Below are 16,819 nucleotides of genomic sequence, written 5' to 3'. Positions count from 1 at the left end.
TGAAGAATGGCGAACTGACTATCTACTCTATAGTGGTTTTGCGTCTGGTAAAAAAGTAGAAGATTAGACCGGTGAATGCCCCACCTAAATGGGCCCCATGTCCAATCGGAAGGACGCTTGTTCCTTGTGCCTGGGCCACCAGTCCCCAAATATCCAGACCGACAAACACCAGAGCTCCAAAGATCGCAGGTAATGGAATGATCCCTAACAGCAAGATTTTTTCTCTCGGAAATAAAAGTGAGAACAATAGAATAAGTCCCGCCACCGCACCTGAAGCACCCAGCGCCGGTAGATCCGGTTCATTCAAGATATAAGCGCTCATCAGAGCGTGAGTCAGGGAAGCGAAAATGCCTGCGATAAGATAGAAACTCACAAAACGTTTTTTTCCCATCACCAGCTCCATGGCCTGTCCGAATCCATAAAGCACGTACATATTCACAAAAATGTGGAAGAAAGAATTGTGTGAAAAGACCGAAGTAATGAGGGTCCAGAATCTTCCCTCTTCTAATCCAGTGTAGCTCACCAGAAAGTTATAAAACATAAACTCAGTGGGCAGTATATACCACAGACAGAAAACCAGAATATTGATGGCGATGATCGCATTCACCGCAGAGAATTTTCTCATGCTTAGTTGATAAGCATGAATGGTTAAGGCCGGGGCGTCAATGTGCAGGAAATAAAAAGGCCCGGAAAACCGGGCCTTGAGTGACTATCTGAATTGAATCTTGATTAGTTCAGGTGTTTGCCTAGAAGACCAGTTAGTTCAAACATAGTAACTTCGTTTTTGCCGAAAACTTTGCTTAGTTTAGCGTCAGCAAGGATGTTTCTTTTGTTCGCTGGGTTTTGAAGATTGTTAGCTTTGATATAATCCCAAACAAGTTTAACAGCTTCAGTACGAGCGATAGGGTTTGCACCGATTACGTCAGCAAGTTCAGCTGAAGGAGTCATTGCCTTCATGAATGCAGCGTTTGGTTTACGGGCAGATTTTGTCTTCGTAGTTTCCATGTTTTCCATATAAAACCTCCATGTGTGTGTTACTAGTTTGATCAATTAATCACTTTAAATCAATCAAATAGCGGTTCCAAAGGCAGATTTTTTGAATAAACTTAATCTATGAACGAATCAAACAATCGCATCCTATTAGTAGAAAACATCCACCCTATCGCCAAAGAAATGCTGGAAAGCCATGGTTATCAGGTGGATTTACTCTCTCATGCGCCCACTGAAGATGAGCTGATTAAGCTTATTCCTCAGTACACGGCAGTTGGAATTCGCTCGAAAACAGAAATTACTGAAAAAGTTCTAGAACACAGTCAAAATACTGTCACTATTGGCTGTTTTTGCATTGGAACCAATCAAGTGAGATTGGAGCGCGCCCGTCAAAAAGGTGTCGCTGTCTTCAATGCTCCTCACTCCAACACTCGCAGCGTGGCCGAACTTGTGATCGCAGAAATGATCGCACTTTCTCGTCAACTGGGTGATCGAAACAGTAAGGCCCATCAAGGTGAATGGGTAAAATCAGCAGAAGGTTCAAAAGAAGTTCGCGGTAAAACTCTAGGGATCGTGGGCTACGGCCACATCGGTAGCCAGGTAAGTATTCTTGCGGAATCCATGGGTCTGCAGGTTGTATTTTTTGATACTGTAAAAAAACTTCCGTTGGGTAATGCCCGTGCCATGACCTCATTGGATGAACTTCTAAAAGTTTCAGATTTTGTGACTCTTCACGTTCCGGAAATTCCGGAGACCATGAACATGATTGGCGAGAGAGAACTCTCAATCATGAAGAAAGGAAGTTTCTTAATCAACGCGAGCCGTGGGACGGTGGTTGTGATTGATGATCTCGTGTCCGCTCTAAAATCGAAGCACATCGCTGGATGTGCCATTGACGTGTTCCCAGTTGAGCCGGCCTCAAACAAAGAAAAATTTCAATCTCCTCTTCAGGGACTACCAAATGTGATTCTTACTCCACACATCGGGGGAAGCACGGAAGAGGCCCAGAAGGCCATCGGTATTGAAGTGGCGGAAAGCTTCCGTCGTTATTTAAAGATTGGTTCTTCATCAGGTGCAGTGAACTTTCCAAATGTAGATCTACCTGTGAAAAAAGGTACGTCACGAATTCTGAATGTTCACCGAAACGAACCAGGGGTCCTTGGGGAAATCAACACCATTATCTCTCGCGCGGGTGCCAACATTGAAGGCCAGTATCTTTCAACTGATGATGAGATTGGATATCTTGTGATGGATGTTCATTCGGCCCACGCCAGACAACTGGCGCAGGACATTGAGAAACTTCCTCGCTCTTTAAGAACAAGAGTGGTTGGCTAGAACTCAGCTTCGTTTGTGATTTTGGCCGGGCTCTTACATTCAAAAAGCTCCATAATCACTAAACCGGTTGAAAGATGATTTAGCTTCTTATGAATATTGCTATAGTCATAAGCTGAAAGTACTTCAAGCTCATCAAACTTAACTGTCTTGCCGCATTTCCCTTGGGAAATGAGCTTTTTCACTTCTTTATGGGAGCCGTTCTCGATAGAAGGCAGTAGACCTTGTACATGTGAAACCATCGCCTCTTCAGTTTCAAATGTCGGAACCTGGAAAGTTCCTTTAAAACTCTTCTGACTGTGGTTACCAACATCAACTCCACCTGCTCCCCAAATTTGGTAAGAGACAAGGGCCAAAAAGATAAAGGCTAAATTCTTCATTGTTTCACCTCAGTAAGTGGGAAGAGTTGAATATTTAACTGGTAGACCTGATCAGTGCCTTCCATGTTACTGGTAAGTTCATTGATCTCTTTTCTAAATGCACGAATCTTTTCTTTGAGAACACTCAGCTTCTCTTTGCTGATTTTCATCGTCACACCGTTAAACTCACGTACATCCAATGGATCATTTTTAAGCGAATCCAGGGCGAGTTCTAACATATCTTGATGATAACGATAGGCCCCTAATGATTTAATATCTTCATCAGTAGAGAGAGCACCGGAAGTCTGTCGGTACCCCTTAATGTCGTCTTTCTCGATTAGCTTAAGCGTTTCAAGGGAATCCAGAGTTTCCCGCACCTGACGGGCCGTGACCTTCTTACGGAGCCGTTCAGAGATCCACTCTGGATCGTCCTTAAAATCATAAAGATCAATCAAAACATATATAGCAACATGAAACCAATGGGCCAGTAGATCAAACTGATGCTTCTCGAGCATTGAAAGTCCCTGCTTCCTCTTGAGATTCATGATTTCGTTAAAATAAATAATTTTTTGGTCTGCATCGCTTTCCTGGTTATAGTGAACCAGTAATTCGAACAGCTGAGTTTCCATCTTCTTTTTGAATCCGATGGCCTTCACATATTTAGGGATAGTACTGAGAGTAAGATTTCGGCTGCCGTCGATCACCATCTTTAAGTGAGATGGAGAACCGAGTTCACCTTTGTTAACGAAAACGCGATAAGAATAAGAAGCATTCACCTTCTTCTTAGAAAGATAAAAATCCTGAAGGAACTCACGATAGTTCAGGTATTCAGCGATGTTTGGTAAATGATCTTCTTGCATCATACAAAAAAGGTCCCCGAAGGGACCTTCCTATTTAATCACTAATAATTAGTGGCTAGATTCGAAACAGTGGTTGTGAGAAACAACTAGCATACCACGGTAGTTAGGAACTAGAACGCCATCAACAGTTGTGTAACGTTTCTTGATGAAAAGTTTACCAATTTTGATGTGACGTGGGTGGATAGGAGCACAGTTCTGGTAACCCATAGAACGAGTAAGCTCTTTATCTTCGCCAGCTTGGATTGAAGGGATAGCAGCTTCAACTTTTTCTACTAGCTCAGCTTCAGTTGGAGCGTAGAAGATTTTGCTGAAAGACTGAGTAACATATCCAGCAGCGAATGATTGAGCAGAAGCAACTAGAGCAACAGCAACAATTAGAGATTTCATGTGTTAGTCCTTTATATTAAATTACTTAGCAGTTAAAATTAACGAGCAAGAAATTTACAAGTGTAAGCAATTAGCTCGTGACCAGCGTCAGAAACAACAGTCATTGTTTCGCCAGCGTAGATTACTGAGTTAACAGATTTAGTAACAACTACTTCACGGTGCTTACCAACACGTCTTTCAAGGTCGAACTGAACGCGCTTGATATCAAGGTCAGAACCAGTCTTGTTTGTAAGAGTACAAGCGTGACGGCCGTTAACCATTGAAGCTTTACCGTAGTGAGACTCAAGACCGAAAGCGAATGAAGAAGCAGAAGCAAGAAGAGCAACTGTAAGAACTAGAGATTTCATATGATTATCCTTTATTTTTTTAGTTTCAATTATTGTTAAAATTAACGACGAGCAAGGAACTTACAAACGTAAGCAGATAGCTCGTGACCAGCGTCAGAAACAACAGTCATTGTTTCGCCAGCGAAGATTACTTCGTTAACAGTTTTAGTAACGATTACTTCAGTGTTTTCACCTGTACGACGGTCAAGAACGAACTCAACGCGCTTGATATCAAGGTCTTTTCCAGTCTTGTTTGTAAGAGTACAAGCGTGACGGCCGTTAACCATTGAAGTTTTACCGTAGTGAGACTCAAGACCCCATGCGAATGAATTAGCAGAAGCAACTAGAAGAGCAACAGTAAGAAGTGATTTCATTTTTTTCTCCGTTTTTTTTGTTTGTTAAATATCGTTATCAAAAATTCATTTATGTCGTTTGCCTTGGCGGAGAGGAAATTATTCAAATGTAAAAAATGTGTAAAGAATGTTTGTAAAGATGGCGTGAGAAAGCATTCACAATTGTGTACACTCACTGGTTTCAAAATGGCCCCATAATGGTGTAAGACACTAATAATACAAGAGATGTTTTGTTGCGCTTTAGGGCTACAGGTACATGACCCCGTGCTTTAAAGTGGTACGGCCAGCGGAAAAATCCCCGCAAAACCAAGGATTGATGGTAATTTTACTTTTATGAATACAAATGAATTTTGCAAAAGCTGTCGTAAACCGAAAGCAATCTACAACTGTGGACTCTGCCACGAGCACACTTGTAAGTCCTGTACTCAATTTATGGGTGAAGATCATTTCTCATTCTTAAAAAAAGTACCAAAAGAACTCACTCACCCGACTTATTGTCCTCAGTGCTTTGAAGAAAAAGTGCGAGAACCATTCGATGCCTATAACCACACGATGGAGCAGGCAAAAGAGATTCTCTTCTTCACCAAAGAACAAAGTAAAATGACCAGTAAGTTAAAGCGTAATGAAGAGCCTTATCATGTGGAGAACTGCGAAGATCAGGACGAGGCCCTGATGCGCATGTCTTTCTTTGCGGTCCAGGGTAACTTCAATGCTCTGATTGATGTTCAATTTCACTCTAAGAAAATCATTGTTGGCTCACACAAGAAGACAGTGTGGTCGGCCACGGCCATTCCAGTCTCTGTCGATCCTAATTCGATTAAAGATTATAGCAGTCCTTAAGCGGCAATCTTAGTCGTAGCTCCAAGGTCAGCATGGGACTTCTTGATGATATTAATCATCTTGCCCATGCGAACACTTTGAGCAAAGTTTTTAAACTTGAACTCAACACCATATCCCTGCTTATTCTGACCCGTGTGCTTGTGGATGATCTTCACAGGCACTTCCACAATGTGCCCTAGAAAATTGAATTCCATTTCAAGCGTCTCCCCTACATTGATGTAAGGTGAATCCTGCACAAAGGCCCCGGTCTTTGAAATGTTAAGTATCTTCGAAGGAAAAGTCAGAGAACTACTTTTTAACTTACAGCTAATTTGAACCTTATAGCGGGTCTTCGTTTCCCAAAGACGAGCACGGCGATCAAAGAACGGTTCACGTGCTTTAGGAGAAAGGAAATATGAAAAGACCGCAAAGGCACCAATGGCCACCACATAGTTGTACATAAATGGAGTATCGCTATTGTAGGGCCAAGTATATTTCTCGTAAGTGAAGATGCTGTAAACGATGTAGGCCATGAGGGACATGAAAGCGAAATATGTCCACTTTCTTAACCGCATGATTAAGAGCCCTGCGAGCGGAAACACAATCCAGAAATCGAAAACTTCCATAAAAGTGTTTCGTGCTTTTAAATTTGCAAGGATCACCAGAAAATCAAATTGAGTGATCGCTCTGAAGTAGAGGACCTTAATTGCTGGTTCAATAAAGCACAGGATAGATAATAAGGTGAAGATGAAGGGTTTATTTTTCATGGCCCATATCCTAGCACTTCCAAAAAACTTCGCAATGGCGCCGTTTTACGGAACTCATGGATTTCATTCAGTGCCAAAGCGATTTTGCACCTTAATTTTGGCCGTGCCTCAAGTTCATGGCAATGGAACTAGCTGTGTTTTCGATGATAAGGCTCTTCTAATTTATTCACATATTCATGAAGTAAATCTTGAATACGATGGCGATAATTTTCACGGGTGATGCCGAGATTTTTCAGCTTAATAAAAACTCCCATCACAATCTGAAGGGTCCAGAAAAGAAAGAAACAAACCAGAAAATTGTATCCTGTATCGGAGCTCCATAAAATCATAGGGCCTCCTTTTCATCATTATCTAACAGGTGAGAGAGGCAGGCGAATAACCTTTTCACTTGGTAAAAAAACCAAGGCACAAAGAGAGCTCCCAAATGACAAAAGCGCAGAAGAAATCATGACCGATTTAAAGCTCTCAAGATAGGCGCTTTTAATAATTCCATTCACGATTTGAGAATTCCCTTGAAGACCCGCAAGTTCATTTGAGCGCCTCAAAAGATCACTTTTTAAAGACGAATCTAGTGGCATATTAATCAGGGCCAGATCAAGGTAATGATGAAACCACAGAATAATCATGGCGGTCATGATGGCGATGCCCACAAGACCCGCAAGCCTTGTGACTGCATTGTTGATTCCTGAAGCGAGTCCCGAAAATCTCTCTGGAACGGCCCCCAGAACCGCAGTGGTCAAAGGAGCAATACAAAGAGACATGCCGATGCCAAACAAAATTAATCCAGGTAAAAAGTCTTTCCAGTAAGATGAATTAAGACCGGGCATAAATCCCAAGGCAAGAAAACCAATCCCTGTAATAAGGGACCCCAGTGCGATAGGAAGACGGGCCCCTACCCGATCATAGAGTCCACCCGACCATCTGGAAAAAAGGAAGATGATAATAACGAAAGGAAGATTGGCCGCTCCTGCCTCTGTGGCAGAAAAGCCCTGCACTTGAATAAGATTAAAAGGAAGAAAATAGAACACGATGCTCAAGGCACCATACAAAAGAAAAGTAGACATATTCACGGCCGAAAAAATACGCGATTTAAAAAATGACAGAGGGACAAGCGGGTTGTTGGTTCTTCTTTCGATGAGAAAAAAAAGCACCATGAGAATTACACCTAATATCATGATAAGATAGTTTGCTTCGATGAGACCAAACACAATACTCGCAATCCCTGCTGTTGAGATCACGACTCCTTGCAGGTCCAGAGGTTCTCTGCCTGTTTCATGACATTGAGTTGGAACAAAACTTCGAGTGAAAAAGATGGTGAGTAACCCAAGCGGAACATTAATAAAAAAGACCCAACGCCAGGACAAGTTATCAGCAAGCCAACCGCCTAGCACAGGTCCAAATGCGGTTGTTATAGAACTAAAGGCCGACCAAGTTCCAATGGCCCTTCCACGTTCATTCCTCGGAAAGACGCTGTTGATAATGGCCAGGCTTCCCGGTGTAAGGAGCGCCCCGCCTATTCCCTGCAAAGATCTGAATATGGTCATCTGGAGAAGAGTTTGAGAGAACCCACAACCAATAGAGGCCAGAATAAAAAAGACTGTTCCTATTTGAAAGATGAGTTTTCTTCCAAAGTGATCGCCAATAGAGCCGCCTACTAAGATTAATGAAGCAAGAAACAACAAATAAGACTCTACCACCCATTGAATTTCGACACCGGTGGCACTAAATTCTCTCTGCAACTCGGGCATAATGACGTTCACCACAGATCCATCTATAAAGACCATACTCGATCCCAGAATGGTTGCGATCAAGACACCTATTTTGAAATTAATGATGGGCCCCCTCGTTCAGCTCCTCGATAAATCGAATATTGCCCTTTGACCTTATGAAGGTGTGGTCATCCAGTGTGGCAAAAGTGTAGATTTTTTTATTAATGAAGTCTTCTACGTGAACAATGGTGGACCTGTCCTCTTCCTGCCAACTTACAACAAACACTCCGCTCCGAATTTTTATGGCCTCATAATTTACGATGGCCGTTCGTTCGTAGCGCCCTGTTTTTATCTCAAATTGCAGATGTGTTGAGGACAGTACCGAAATCTCCGCAGTGAATTCTGGAAACTCCAGCTCATACACTGAATGAACAGGAAATGATTCCATAAGTGACTCCTTCACTCGCTTAATGCAAGCTTCACTCATGGGTAGTTTAGACCTGACTTACAATAATGAAAGTGGCCAGGGCGCCATTATACCTGAATGGAATGAGCTTCCTCTTCCTGCTGCCTTGCCCACATAGATGTGTAAATGCCACCTTGACGAAGTAATTGACTGTGAACGCCTCTTTCAACGATCCTTCCATTTTGCAAAACAATTATCTCATCTGCATGGGTAATGGTTGAAAGCCGGTGAGCAATAATCAAAGTGGAGCGATCTCGTGAAATATCCTTAAGGGATTTTTGAATTTCCTTTTCCTTATGGGAATCCAATGCAGAAGTGGCCTCATCAAAGAGAAGGATCTCAGAATTTTTAAGAATGGTTCTAGCAATGGCCACACGCTGCTTCTCACCACCAGATAGTTTAAGCCCTCTCTCGCCTACTGGTGTTTCATACTTATCAGGAAGCTCATTGATAAACTCATCAATGTGGGCCAACTGGGCCGCGTGCCTTACTTCATCCAGCGTGGCATCTGGTCGACCATATTGTATGTTGTAACCAATCGTATCGTTGAAAAGAACCGTGTCCTGAGGAACCATGCCAATGTGTGAGCGAAGTGACTGTTGTTTTACATGACGAATATTTTGACCGTCGATTTTAATCGCTCCGCCGGTCACATCATAAAAACGATATAATAAACGTCCAATGGTCGATTTCCCTGAACCACTAGGGCCCACGATGGCAAGAGTCTTACCGGAATCTATTTTAAAACTGATACCTTTAAGGATCTCACGATCACTTTTATAACCAAATCGCACGTCCTCAAATTCAATTACGGCATGAGTAACTATAAGAGATTTTGCGTCTGTATCATCGGCCACGGTGGCGTGGACCTTAATGAGTTCAAACATTTTATCCATATCCACCAGACTGTTTTTTATTTCGCGGTAAACAAAACCCAAAAAGTTAAGTGGTAGGTAAAGCTGAATCAAAAAAGTATTTACAAGAACAAAATCACCCACAGTGATCTTTCCATTTACCACATCCTTGGCGGCCATAAGCATAATGATGATGAGGCCGATGGAAATGATGCCCTTTTGAGTGAGGTTCAAAATAGAAAGACTGTTCTGTCCTTTGATGGCGGCCGATTCATACTGAGCAAGTGATTCATCAAAACGATGAAACTCGTGTTCTTCATTCCCAAAATATTTAACAGTTTCAAAATTGAGGAGACTGTCAATCGCCCGGGTATTGGCCTTGGTTTCAGCGCTATTCATGGCCTTGCGATACTTAAGCCGCCACTCTGTAACCATTAATGTCAGAACGATGTAAATGGCGATTGTGATAAAGATCACTGAAGCATAGGCCAGATTAAAATGATAAATCAAAACTCCAGTGACCAGAAAAATTTCAAGGATCGTCGGAATAATATTAAAGGTCATGAAATCCAATAAGAACTGGATTCCTCTTGTTCCTCTTTCAATCACTCGGGAGAGACCTCCCGTCTGTCGTGACAAATGGAAATCAAGTGAAAGATTGTGAAGATGGCGAAAGGTATGAAGAGCAATGGTTCTTTGAGCATGCTGTTCTACTTTCACAAAAATCAGGTCTCGTAACTCTTCGAAGATTCCTACCAGCAATCGCGCACTACCGTAGGCCAGGATAAGTCCAAATGGAAGGGCCAAGACCTTGGTGGCCGGAGAAAGTTGATCAATAGACGATTTTAGAAGAAAAGGAACATAAACGTTTAATATTTTTCCAGCAGCAAGAAAGAACAAAGCAAAAACCACTCTAACTCGAAGATCTTTACGATCCATGGGCCATAAGTAATGCCCAAGAATCTTTAAAGTCTGCCAATGATTGCGTTCGACGGTTTCGGATGCCGCGCTAAAGGAATTGTTCTCACTCATTCATTGATGCTCTAATACCACACTGCATATTGGCCGGCACAGCGACTTGGATTTTTTTAGGGTAATCAAGTTTAAGATTGGCCATGATCTTCACAAAATCTTCTTTAGTGTTCTCTAATTTAAGACGAGGATTTAGCTTTTTCTCATCTCCCACAGTTGTTCTTGTGAAGCCTTTATAATCATGGGCCGGATAAATGTAGGTCGAGTCAGGGAAAGAAAAGATCTTTTCTCGAACACTATGGAAGAGTTTTTCCGAAGAGCCATCTTGAAAATCAGTTCGACCGCATCCGCGAATAAGAAGAGTGTCCCCTGTAAAAAGCATGTTATCCAAAAAATAAGTCAAGCAGCCTTTAGTGTGACCGGGAGTTTCAATCGCGGTAATTTTATGGGCCCCAAACTTAATCTCGTCGCCATCTTTCAAAGAAATGTCGGCACAACTCGAATCATTGGCCGCGCCCAAGGCAATTTGAGCGCCAGTTCGATTGCGAAGGACACCAGAGCCGGTGATATGGTCCGCATGAACATGGGTCTCAAGAATATATTTTAATTTGAGGCCCAAATCATTGATGAGTTTCAAATCTCTTTCAACCGTCTCAGAAACCGGATCAATAATAATGGCCTCGGCGGTTTTTACATCGCCCAGAAGGTAGGTATAGGTCGAGGAATCTTTTTCAAAAAGCTGATAAAAGATTGGACTATTTTGCATAAAGGCCTCGCTTTATTTCGATAGGACCCTATTATCAAACCATTGAAAGACTTTCATGCCAAGTAACATAAATAGAACAAAAATAACGATGCTTGTCGCCCCTCCGGCAAGGTTAACGATACTAGGGCCAGGACATATACCTCCCCAACCCCAACCGACTCCAAAGATAATGGCCCCAAGAACCAAACGGGCATCAATACCTTTCTTCGTTGGAACATAAAACTCTCGTTCTAATATGGGAGATTTTCGCTTCATAATAAGTCGATAAGCAATACTATGAACCAGGATCGCCCCAATCATTACTCCCATGAGAGACCAGTTCCAATTACCAGTGATGTCCAAAAAACCTTTTACGACATCCGGTCGGGTCATTCCACTGATACCAAGCCCTAAAGCAAAAATTAATCCGGAGAAAAAGGCGACAATATTTTTCATATTCCACCTCGAAGTGTCTTAAAGACAAATAAAGAAACCATCGCGGTCCCCATAAAAATAACAACGGCCACTAGTGAACGGACAGAGAGTCGCGACAATCCACAGACTCCATGTCCAGAAGTACAACCACTTCCCAGTACCGTGCCAAATCCAACTAAAAATCCGGCGATCGCATAATCTGTGGGAATGGCCTCTGAAACGATCGTGAGGGCCTCTGGTCGAATGATACGCAGGACAACTCCACCGATAATCAGACCAAGTAAAAATGAAACTCGCCACATTCGATCTGGGGTGTTTAACTTTATGGCCCCTGCGGTGATTCCACTAATACCTGTTACTCTTCCATCAAAAAGAAGCAGTAAACTCGCCGCAATCCCGATAATCGCTCCACCTAATATTGCCATCATTGAGGACCTCTTTTGACTTGAAATATTACAAAATCATAATATTATAAATAACGATTACAATCAAGGAAAAACCATGCTCCTTTACATGATGATAGGACTAACTGTTGGATTAATCATGGGGCTCACTGGCGCTGGTGGGGCACTTATTTCGATTCCTCTTTTGATCGGTCTTTTAGGTCTCACATTAAAAAAAGCCACTATCCTTTCACTGGCCATCGTTATAATCAGCACTTTAATAAACTTAATAGGCGTGAGACCAAGACTAAATTTACGCCTCATTCTCATTCTTGCTGCAGGAGGAGGTATTGGTAATGTACTTACTTTGCCTCTTAAAAATCTTGTACCGGATTACTTCGTCGCGGTTCTTATCATCGCCATCGCGATATACAGCTTAATCGGTGTTTGGAATGAGCGTTACGAAATTGGAAAAATCAATTTGCGGCAGAGTCTGGTGAAATCAATTATAATCGGTCTCACTTTAGGAATGATAACAACATTGACCGGTCTTGGAGGTGGAGTGCTTCTTATGCCCATTCTCATCCGCTTTTATGGTATGAACTATCAAGAAGCGTTGGGCAATGGTCTGGCAAGCATTTTACTGGTTTCAATCATGTCCTTTATTTTTCAATGGCAAGAGGCCAAAGACATAGTCACTCCCACTGAATTCACTCTCATCATTCTGGGCTCAATAGCATCGGTCATTCTTATAAGAAAAATCCCTGCTAAATTTTTAAGGACCAGAAAAATCGTCTTTACACTTGTGGTGGCCTATTCCACAGTTAGTATTATGAGGTCGGTATGGATATAGAATTAATGCAAGATCAATGCGAAGAAGTTGCGGGACTATTAAAGCAATTCGCCCACCCCCAGCGATTGCTGATTCTCTGTTATTTAAGTGATGGCGAAAAACAAGTCTCAGAAATTCAAGAGGCGGTCGGACTCTCTCAGTCGCACACCTCTCAATTTTTAAAACGAATGCAAAATGAAGGTCTTCTTGGCCTGAGGAGAGAAAAGAATTTCTCCTATTACTACATCAATAATCTGCAGGTCACAAAATTGCTTAAAGCGATGCAGAAGATATTTTGTCAGTAAAAAATTTTTGCTGATGAGTTGAAAAAACAAAAGTAAATTCGTCTCCCTCATTAAATTCATGGACATTGCCTTGGAAACCTATTTTGCCAGGAATCATCCAGCTTCGTTCAATTTTGACTTTACATTCATTCCTTTTAAACTGAATCAAAATTGAATGTCCTCTGAAACGGACCCGTAAATTCATGGATGAGATTTTACTGGGGATATGAGGTAATAACCAGATGACGTCATCTCTCACTTCAATACCGGTAAAGCATCGTTGAACCAGATCAACTGTTCCCGCCATCGCACCTAAATGAATACCTTCTTGAGTTGTTCCCCCTTGAATGTCTGAAATGTCGCTCTCCAGCGCACGCTGGAACCAGTGCCACGAAAGATCCAGATCATAGCGTGAGAGAATCCATGAATGAACCACCCGACTCAAGGTCGAACCATTTGAAGACAATGATAAATGGTACTGAATGTTCTTAACAATGCTATCGGGATCGAAATGATATCCCAACCACTCATAGTTTTTTTGGAGCTCGTCCGGGAGGAAAAGATAATAAATCATCAAGACATCACACTGCTTATTGAGTTTGTAGTTATTAGCATCGTCCCCTTCGGCCTCAAGAATTCTGTCGATTCGCTGAATGTTCCCGTACTTACTTTTATAGTGATCCCAATTGAGATTTTTCAATTTTTCAAACCCTTCAAACTGCTCGATGATGCCGTCCTGACGGATGGGAATGTAGAGCTTACGACTTTTCTCAAGCCAACTCTCCAACTCATCATTGGGAAGAGCAAGACTATTGAGCATGTCTCGGCGTCGGTTAACCGGTAAAGTACGAAACATTTCCACTGTTGTTCTGAGGCACCAGGACACCATAAAATTGGTGTAAGCATTATTATTAATCCCTAACTCGGATGACCCCGGATAGGCAGTATGAAATTCATCTGGTCCCACGATCCCTTTGATGTCATATCGGTCTCGATTGATATTGTAGGTCATCTTACTTGCCCAATAGCGACAGATCTCAAGCATCATCTCAATCCCAAAAAAGGAGAGAAATTCAGTATCATTAGTCGTCTGGATGTACTTCCAGATATTGTAGATAATGATGGTATTGATGTGACGTTGCAGATAAGTGGAATCCGGAATCCATTTACCTGATACCGGATTTAAATGCATGAGTTGGCTTTCTTCTTCACCGTTACTTCCACTCTGCCAAGGATACAGAGCGCCCGGATGGCCATCGACCAGGGCATTCAGTCGGGCCTCATCTAATCTTCGATAGCGATAGAGAAGTAATGACCTGGTCAACTGAGGAATACGCACATTCAAGAAGGGAAAGATGTAGACTTCGTCCCAAAAAATGTGCCCTCGATAGGCCTCTCCATGAAGACCTCGTGAGGGAACTCCGGCATCAATATCAATATTGTGAAGAGACACTGTTTGCATGAGATGAAAAATATGAAAACGGAGGAGCTTCGTTTCTCGAGGATTATCTGAAAGCTCTATATCGCAAAGATTCCAAAGTCGCTCCCATTCCTTTTTGTGACAATCAAAAATCTCTGCAAAGTCCTTTAACTGTCCTATGAGACGCTGCGATTCATAGAGAGGGTTACTTAGGGCGCGGTCTCGAGAATGAAACAGAGTCATTGTTTTTTCGAGGTGGATCTCTTTTTCCTCATCGCAATCAACAAAGTACACATGTCCAATCCCTCTTTCTGTTTTCCAACACTCATGAGGAAACACTTCACTCTTGTCTATAAAAAGACGATTGCGAATGGCCTGAGCAACGACGATCTCTGACTCATGAGTCATGGTTTCCATGCAAAAACATTCTTCATTTATCTCCAGAAATTTTCTTATGGAATGGTGATCACAATTAAGATCACGATAACGATGAACACCCGAATTGTTTACCCCACCATCTAACCAGCTTTTAATTTCAATTTTGCCTGACCAGTTTTTCGCTTTTAATCTCCATCGAATGCTGGCCACATGCTGATTATGCATACTGACCAGCCGATCTACATTTAACAATGACTCCCTTCCCTGATGGTCCCGGAATAAAACACTTCTTGAAAGCATTCCAAATTTCAGATTGAGTTCTTGCTGATAAGAGATAATTTCAACCTGCGAGAGATCAAACCAATCTTCCCCGATATGTCGAAATGTGATGGGAATCCAATTGGGCCAATTAACAAGATCCTCATTCCGGACTTGGCGGTCACCTACTTTCGATAGAGAACGATTAAATCCTCCTGCAAGATAAGTCCCGGGGTAATGATATTCACCTGCAGAATTCTCCTCGGCCGCTCCACGAGTCGCAAAATAGCCATTTCCTAGAGTACACAGGGCCTCCCTTAATCGCTCTTCCTTAGGGTCCCATTCATCATAGGCTATGCTCCACGTCTCCATTGTTTTTCCTGTCGAGTGAATGTTTCTTCAATCTTACTTAAAAAGGTCACAACATCGCTTGGACTTCTAAGTGAATACTCAGAACAAGTTCCGGCCATTCCTTCTATCCCTACTTTGATGCCCACTCCCCATGATTGGAGTTCGCAAAAAACGTCCTCATCCGTGAGATCGTCACCGATATAAACCGCCACCGTCTTGCCAGGCTCAAGATCTAAAACATCACAAAGTTTTTTCACCGCCTCGCCCTTGTTCCACTTAAGTCTTGGGGCCAGATCCAGGACCATTTTACCTTTGCGCAGTTCTAATTTCTTATAGTCTTTGATCAGGTTCTTAATTTCATTCTCAAGTTTTGAATGGAGAGATGTTGGGACTTGTCGATAGTGAACGGCCGTAAAATATTTCTTCTTTTCAATGGAAAGATCGGGATATTTATTCTTAAGGCCCTCAATCTTCTGAATAGCCTCAGACATTTCCTCGGAAGCAATTTCCGCTTCTTCCACTTGGAAATGAAAACAACCGGGGCCACTAATATCGTAACCATGGCAACCGGCATAGAAAACGCCATCAATCCCCACTCTTGCTTTTACATCCTGACGGTCTCTGCCACTAATGATGGCGACCTTTATACTTTCAGCTATTCTGGTAAGGATAGGACGAATCTCTTCCACCATCTGGGCCTCAGTATGATTAGGAACAATTTCACTTAGAGTTCCATCAAAATCTAAGAAGAGCGCCATTTCCCTGCCATTGATGAACTTCGCAAAACGTCTCCAGTTTTTAAGAAGGTTTGGTTTCAGATCAAAGATCTCTTCCAGAGAATTCACGACAAAATCAGCGCCTGCGTTTGAGAGCTCTTTTGCACCAGTTTGACCGGGACGGGCAATTCCTATCACGGATCCAAATTTTCCATCAATCCCCGCCTCTATGCCTGAGACCGCATCTTCCACCACAATACATTCTTCGGGATCTTTATTCAGTTTTCTCGCGGCCTCTAGAAAAAAATCAGGACTTGGTTTTCCTTGCAAATGAAGCTCTTCACCTTTAAGGGCGTTCATTTCGACATTAAAGTAATTTCGAATGCCCAAACGATCTAAGATTTTTGATGTATTCTTACTGGATGAAACCACCGCCAGAGGAACGCCTCGCTCCTTCCACCTTTTAAGCGACCTTAAAGCATCTGAAAAAACCACCAGCCCATATTGATCTAACTCAGAAAGATAGAGTTTATTTTTTCTTTCACCAAGTTTTTGTAGCTCACTTGAAGTAATGGGAATGCCCCGGAAGATCAGAAAATCAAGAATCCCTTGGGATCGTGGTTTTCCATCCACATACTGCTCATATTCTTTGGGAGAAAACGGTCCTTGACCGTAGTTCCTTAAATATTCATCGAAGGTCTGCTTCCAGGCATCGTAATGAAGATTACGGGTATCGGTGAGAACACCGTCGAGGTCTAGGATGACCGCACTATATGACTCAGATGATTTCATAAACACCTCGAGCCCATTGTGAGGAAAAAAA

The 16,819-nt window shown here is 42.3% G+C and carries 21 protein-coding genes; 4 read left to right on the top strand and 17 right to left on the bottom strand.

The genetic code is table 11. The features are described from left to right. Positions 1-22 precede the first annotated feature (22 nt). Together ACJVC5_RS12125 and ACJVC5_RS12120 are read right to left on the bottom strand one after the other, a co-directional pair. Positions 23-625 (bottom strand): rhomboid family intramembrane serine protease, encoded by a 603-nt coding sequence (locus ACJVC5_RS12125; protein WP_408095783.1) that lies wholly within the window; start codon positions 623-625, stop codon positions 23-25. A gap of 104 nt (positions 626-729) precedes the next feature. Continuing rightward, positions 730-1,005 carry an SWIB/MDM2 domain-containing protein gene (locus ACJVC5_RS12120; RefSeq protein ID WP_408099237.1) on the bottom strand — a complete coding sequence of 92 codons (276 nt, stop codon included), beginning with the start codon at positions 1,003-1,005 and terminating at the stop codon, positions 730-732. Between the two features lie 108 nt (positions 1,006-1,113). Here ACJVC5_RS12120 and serA point away from each other — a divergent pair, with 108 nt between their 5' ends. Then, positions 1,114-2,325, top strand: coding sequence for a phosphoglycerate dehydrogenase (gene serA, locus ACJVC5_RS12115; RefSeq protein WP_408095782.1), 1,212 nt, complete (start codon positions 1,114-1,116; stop codon positions 2,323-2,325). On the opposite strand, the gene ACJVC5_RS12110 is transcribed toward serA, so the two are convergent. Genes ACJVC5_RS12110 through ACJVC5_RS12090 form a run of 5 tightly spaced genes read right to left on the bottom strand, consistent with a single transcriptional unit; the run spans position 2,322 to position 4,628 of the window. Further along, positions 2,322-2,702, bottom strand: coding sequence for a hypothetical protein (locus ACJVC5_RS12110; RefSeq protein ID WP_408095781.1), 381 nt, complete (start codon positions 2,700-2,702; stop codon positions 2,322-2,324). The genes serA and ACJVC5_RS12110 overlap by 4 nt on opposite strands. Next, positions 2,699-3,544 carry a TIGR02147 family protein gene (locus tag ACJVC5_RS12105; RefSeq protein ID WP_408095780.1) on the bottom strand — a complete coding sequence of 282 codons (846 nt, stop codon included), beginning with the start codon at positions 3,542-3,544 and terminating at the stop codon, positions 2,699-2,701. The genes ACJVC5_RS12110 and ACJVC5_RS12105 overlap by 4 nt, the downstream gene beginning before the upstream one ends. 45 nt (positions 3,545-3,589) lie before the next feature. Next, the gene (locus ACJVC5_RS12100; RefSeq protein ID WP_408095779.1) at positions 3,590-3,928 is read right to left on the bottom strand and encodes a hypothetical protein; all 339 of its coding nucleotides are present in this window, start codon (positions 3,926-3,928) and stop codon (positions 3,590-3,592) included. 38 nt (positions 3,929-3,966) lie between these two features. Further along, positions 3,967-4,275: a hypothetical protein gene (locus ACJVC5_RS12095; protein WP_408095778.1), complete on the bottom strand. Its 309-nt coding sequence runs from the start codon at positions 4,273-4,275 to the stop codon at positions 3,967-3,969. A gap of 41 nt (positions 4,276-4,316) precedes the next feature. Beyond that, the gene (locus ACJVC5_RS12090; RefSeq protein ID WP_408095777.1) at positions 4,317-4,628 is read right to left on the bottom strand and encodes a hypothetical protein; all 312 of its coding nucleotides are present in this window, start codon (positions 4,626-4,628) and stop codon (positions 4,317-4,319) included. A gap of 312 nt (positions 4,629-4,940) precedes the next feature. On the opposite strand from ACJVC5_RS12090, the gene ACJVC5_RS12085 reads away from it, so the two are divergent. Beyond that, complete coding sequence (locus tag ACJVC5_RS12085) at positions 4,941-5,447, top strand: hypothetical protein (protein ID WP_408095776.1); 507 nt, start codon at positions 4,941-4,943, stop codon at positions 5,445-5,447. On the opposite strand, the gene ACJVC5_RS12080 is transcribed toward ACJVC5_RS12085, so the two are convergent. The 8 genes from ACJVC5_RS12080 to ACJVC5_RS12045 all read right to left on the bottom strand — a co-directional run bounded on the left by ACJVC5_RS12080 (position 5,444) and on the right by ACJVC5_RS12045 (position 11,802). After that, entirely contained in the window at positions 5,444-6,193 is a 750-nt protein-coding gene (locus tag ACJVC5_RS12080; protein WP_408095775.1) for a PilZ domain-containing protein, read from the bottom strand. The two genes, ACJVC5_RS12085 and ACJVC5_RS12080, sit on opposite strands and share 4 nt — an antisense overlap. Before the next feature lie 128 nt (positions 6,194-6,321). Further along, the gene (locus ACJVC5_RS12075; protein ID WP_408095774.1) at positions 6,322-6,522 is read right to left on the bottom strand and encodes a hypothetical protein; all 201 of its coding nucleotides are present in this window, start codon (positions 6,520-6,522) and stop codon (positions 6,322-6,324) included. 18 nt (positions 6,523-6,540) lie between these two features. Next, on the bottom strand, positions 6,541-8,004 hold the full coding sequence (locus tag ACJVC5_RS12070; protein ID WP_408095773.1) for an MFS transporter: 1,464 nt from the start codon (positions 8,002-8,004) through the stop codon (positions 6,541-6,543). Between the two features lie 16 nt (positions 8,005-8,020). After that, complete coding sequence (locus ACJVC5_RS12065) at positions 8,021-8,350, bottom strand: MoaF-related domain-containing protein (RefSeq protein WP_408095772.1); 330 nt, start codon at positions 8,348-8,350, stop codon at positions 8,021-8,023. Between the two features lie 86 nt (positions 8,351-8,436). Continuing rightward, positions 8,437-10,161 carry an ABCB family ABC transporter ATP-binding protein/permease gene (locus ACJVC5_RS12060; protein WP_408095771.1) on the bottom strand — a complete coding sequence of 575 codons (1,725 nt, stop codon included), beginning with the start codon at positions 10,159-10,161 and terminating at the stop codon, positions 8,437-8,439. An 85-nt stretch (positions 10,162-10,246) separates the two neighbouring features. Then, positions 10,247-10,960, bottom strand: coding sequence for an MBL fold metallo-hydrolase (locus ACJVC5_RS12055; RefSeq protein WP_408095770.1), 714 nt, complete (start codon positions 10,958-10,960; stop codon positions 10,247-10,249). Positions 10,961-10,972: 12 nt separating this feature from the next. Then, positions 10,973-11,395, bottom strand: a complete 423-nt coding sequence (locus tag ACJVC5_RS12050) for a DUF6691 family protein (protein ID WP_408095769.1) — start codon at positions 11,393-11,395, stop codon at positions 10,973-10,975. Beyond that, positions 11,392-11,802, bottom strand: coding sequence for a YeeE/YedE family protein (locus ACJVC5_RS12045; RefSeq protein WP_408095768.1), 411 nt, complete (start codon positions 11,800-11,802; stop codon positions 11,392-11,394). The genes ACJVC5_RS12050 and ACJVC5_RS12045 overlap by 4 nt, the downstream gene beginning before the upstream one ends. Positions 11,803-11,887: 85 nt before the next feature. Between ACJVC5_RS12045 and ACJVC5_RS12040 the strand changes: the two genes are divergently transcribed. Further along, positions 11,888-12,610, top strand: a complete 723-nt coding sequence (locus tag ACJVC5_RS12040) for a TSUP family transporter (RefSeq protein WP_408095767.1) — start codon at positions 11,888-11,890, stop codon at positions 12,608-12,610. Next, positions 12,601-12,894: an ArsR/SmtB family transcription factor gene (locus ACJVC5_RS12035; RefSeq protein ID WP_408095766.1), complete on the top strand. Its 294-nt coding sequence runs from the start codon at positions 12,601-12,603 to the stop codon at positions 12,892-12,894. The genes ACJVC5_RS12040 and ACJVC5_RS12035 overlap by 10 nt, the downstream gene beginning before the upstream one ends. Here ACJVC5_RS12035 and ACJVC5_RS12030 read toward each other — a convergent pair. Both ACJVC5_RS12030 and otsB read right to left on the bottom strand, forming a co-directional pair. Next, positions 12,863-15,301: a glycoside hydrolase family 65 protein gene (locus ACJVC5_RS12030; protein ID WP_408095765.1), complete on the bottom strand. Its 2,439-nt coding sequence runs from the start codon at positions 15,299-15,301 to the stop codon at positions 12,863-12,865. The two genes, ACJVC5_RS12035 and ACJVC5_RS12030, sit on opposite strands and share 32 nt — an antisense overlap. After that, complete coding sequence (gene otsB, locus ACJVC5_RS12025) at positions 15,283-16,788, bottom strand: trehalose-phosphatase (RefSeq protein ID WP_408095764.1); 1,506 nt, start codon at positions 16,786-16,788, stop codon at positions 15,283-15,285. Before otsB ends, ACJVC5_RS12030 begins: the two co-directional genes overlap by 19 nt. Positions 16,789-16,819 lie beyond the last annotated feature (31 nt).

The organism is Peredibacter sp. HCB2-198, assembly GCF_045999315.1.
Classification (GTDB): domain Bacteria; phylum Bdellovibrionota; class Bacteriovoracia; order Bacteriovoracales; family Bacteriovoracaceae; genus Peredibacter.
Note: the sequence above shows the minus strand (reverse complement) of the source record. Positions and strands in the feature narration are given on the sequence as shown.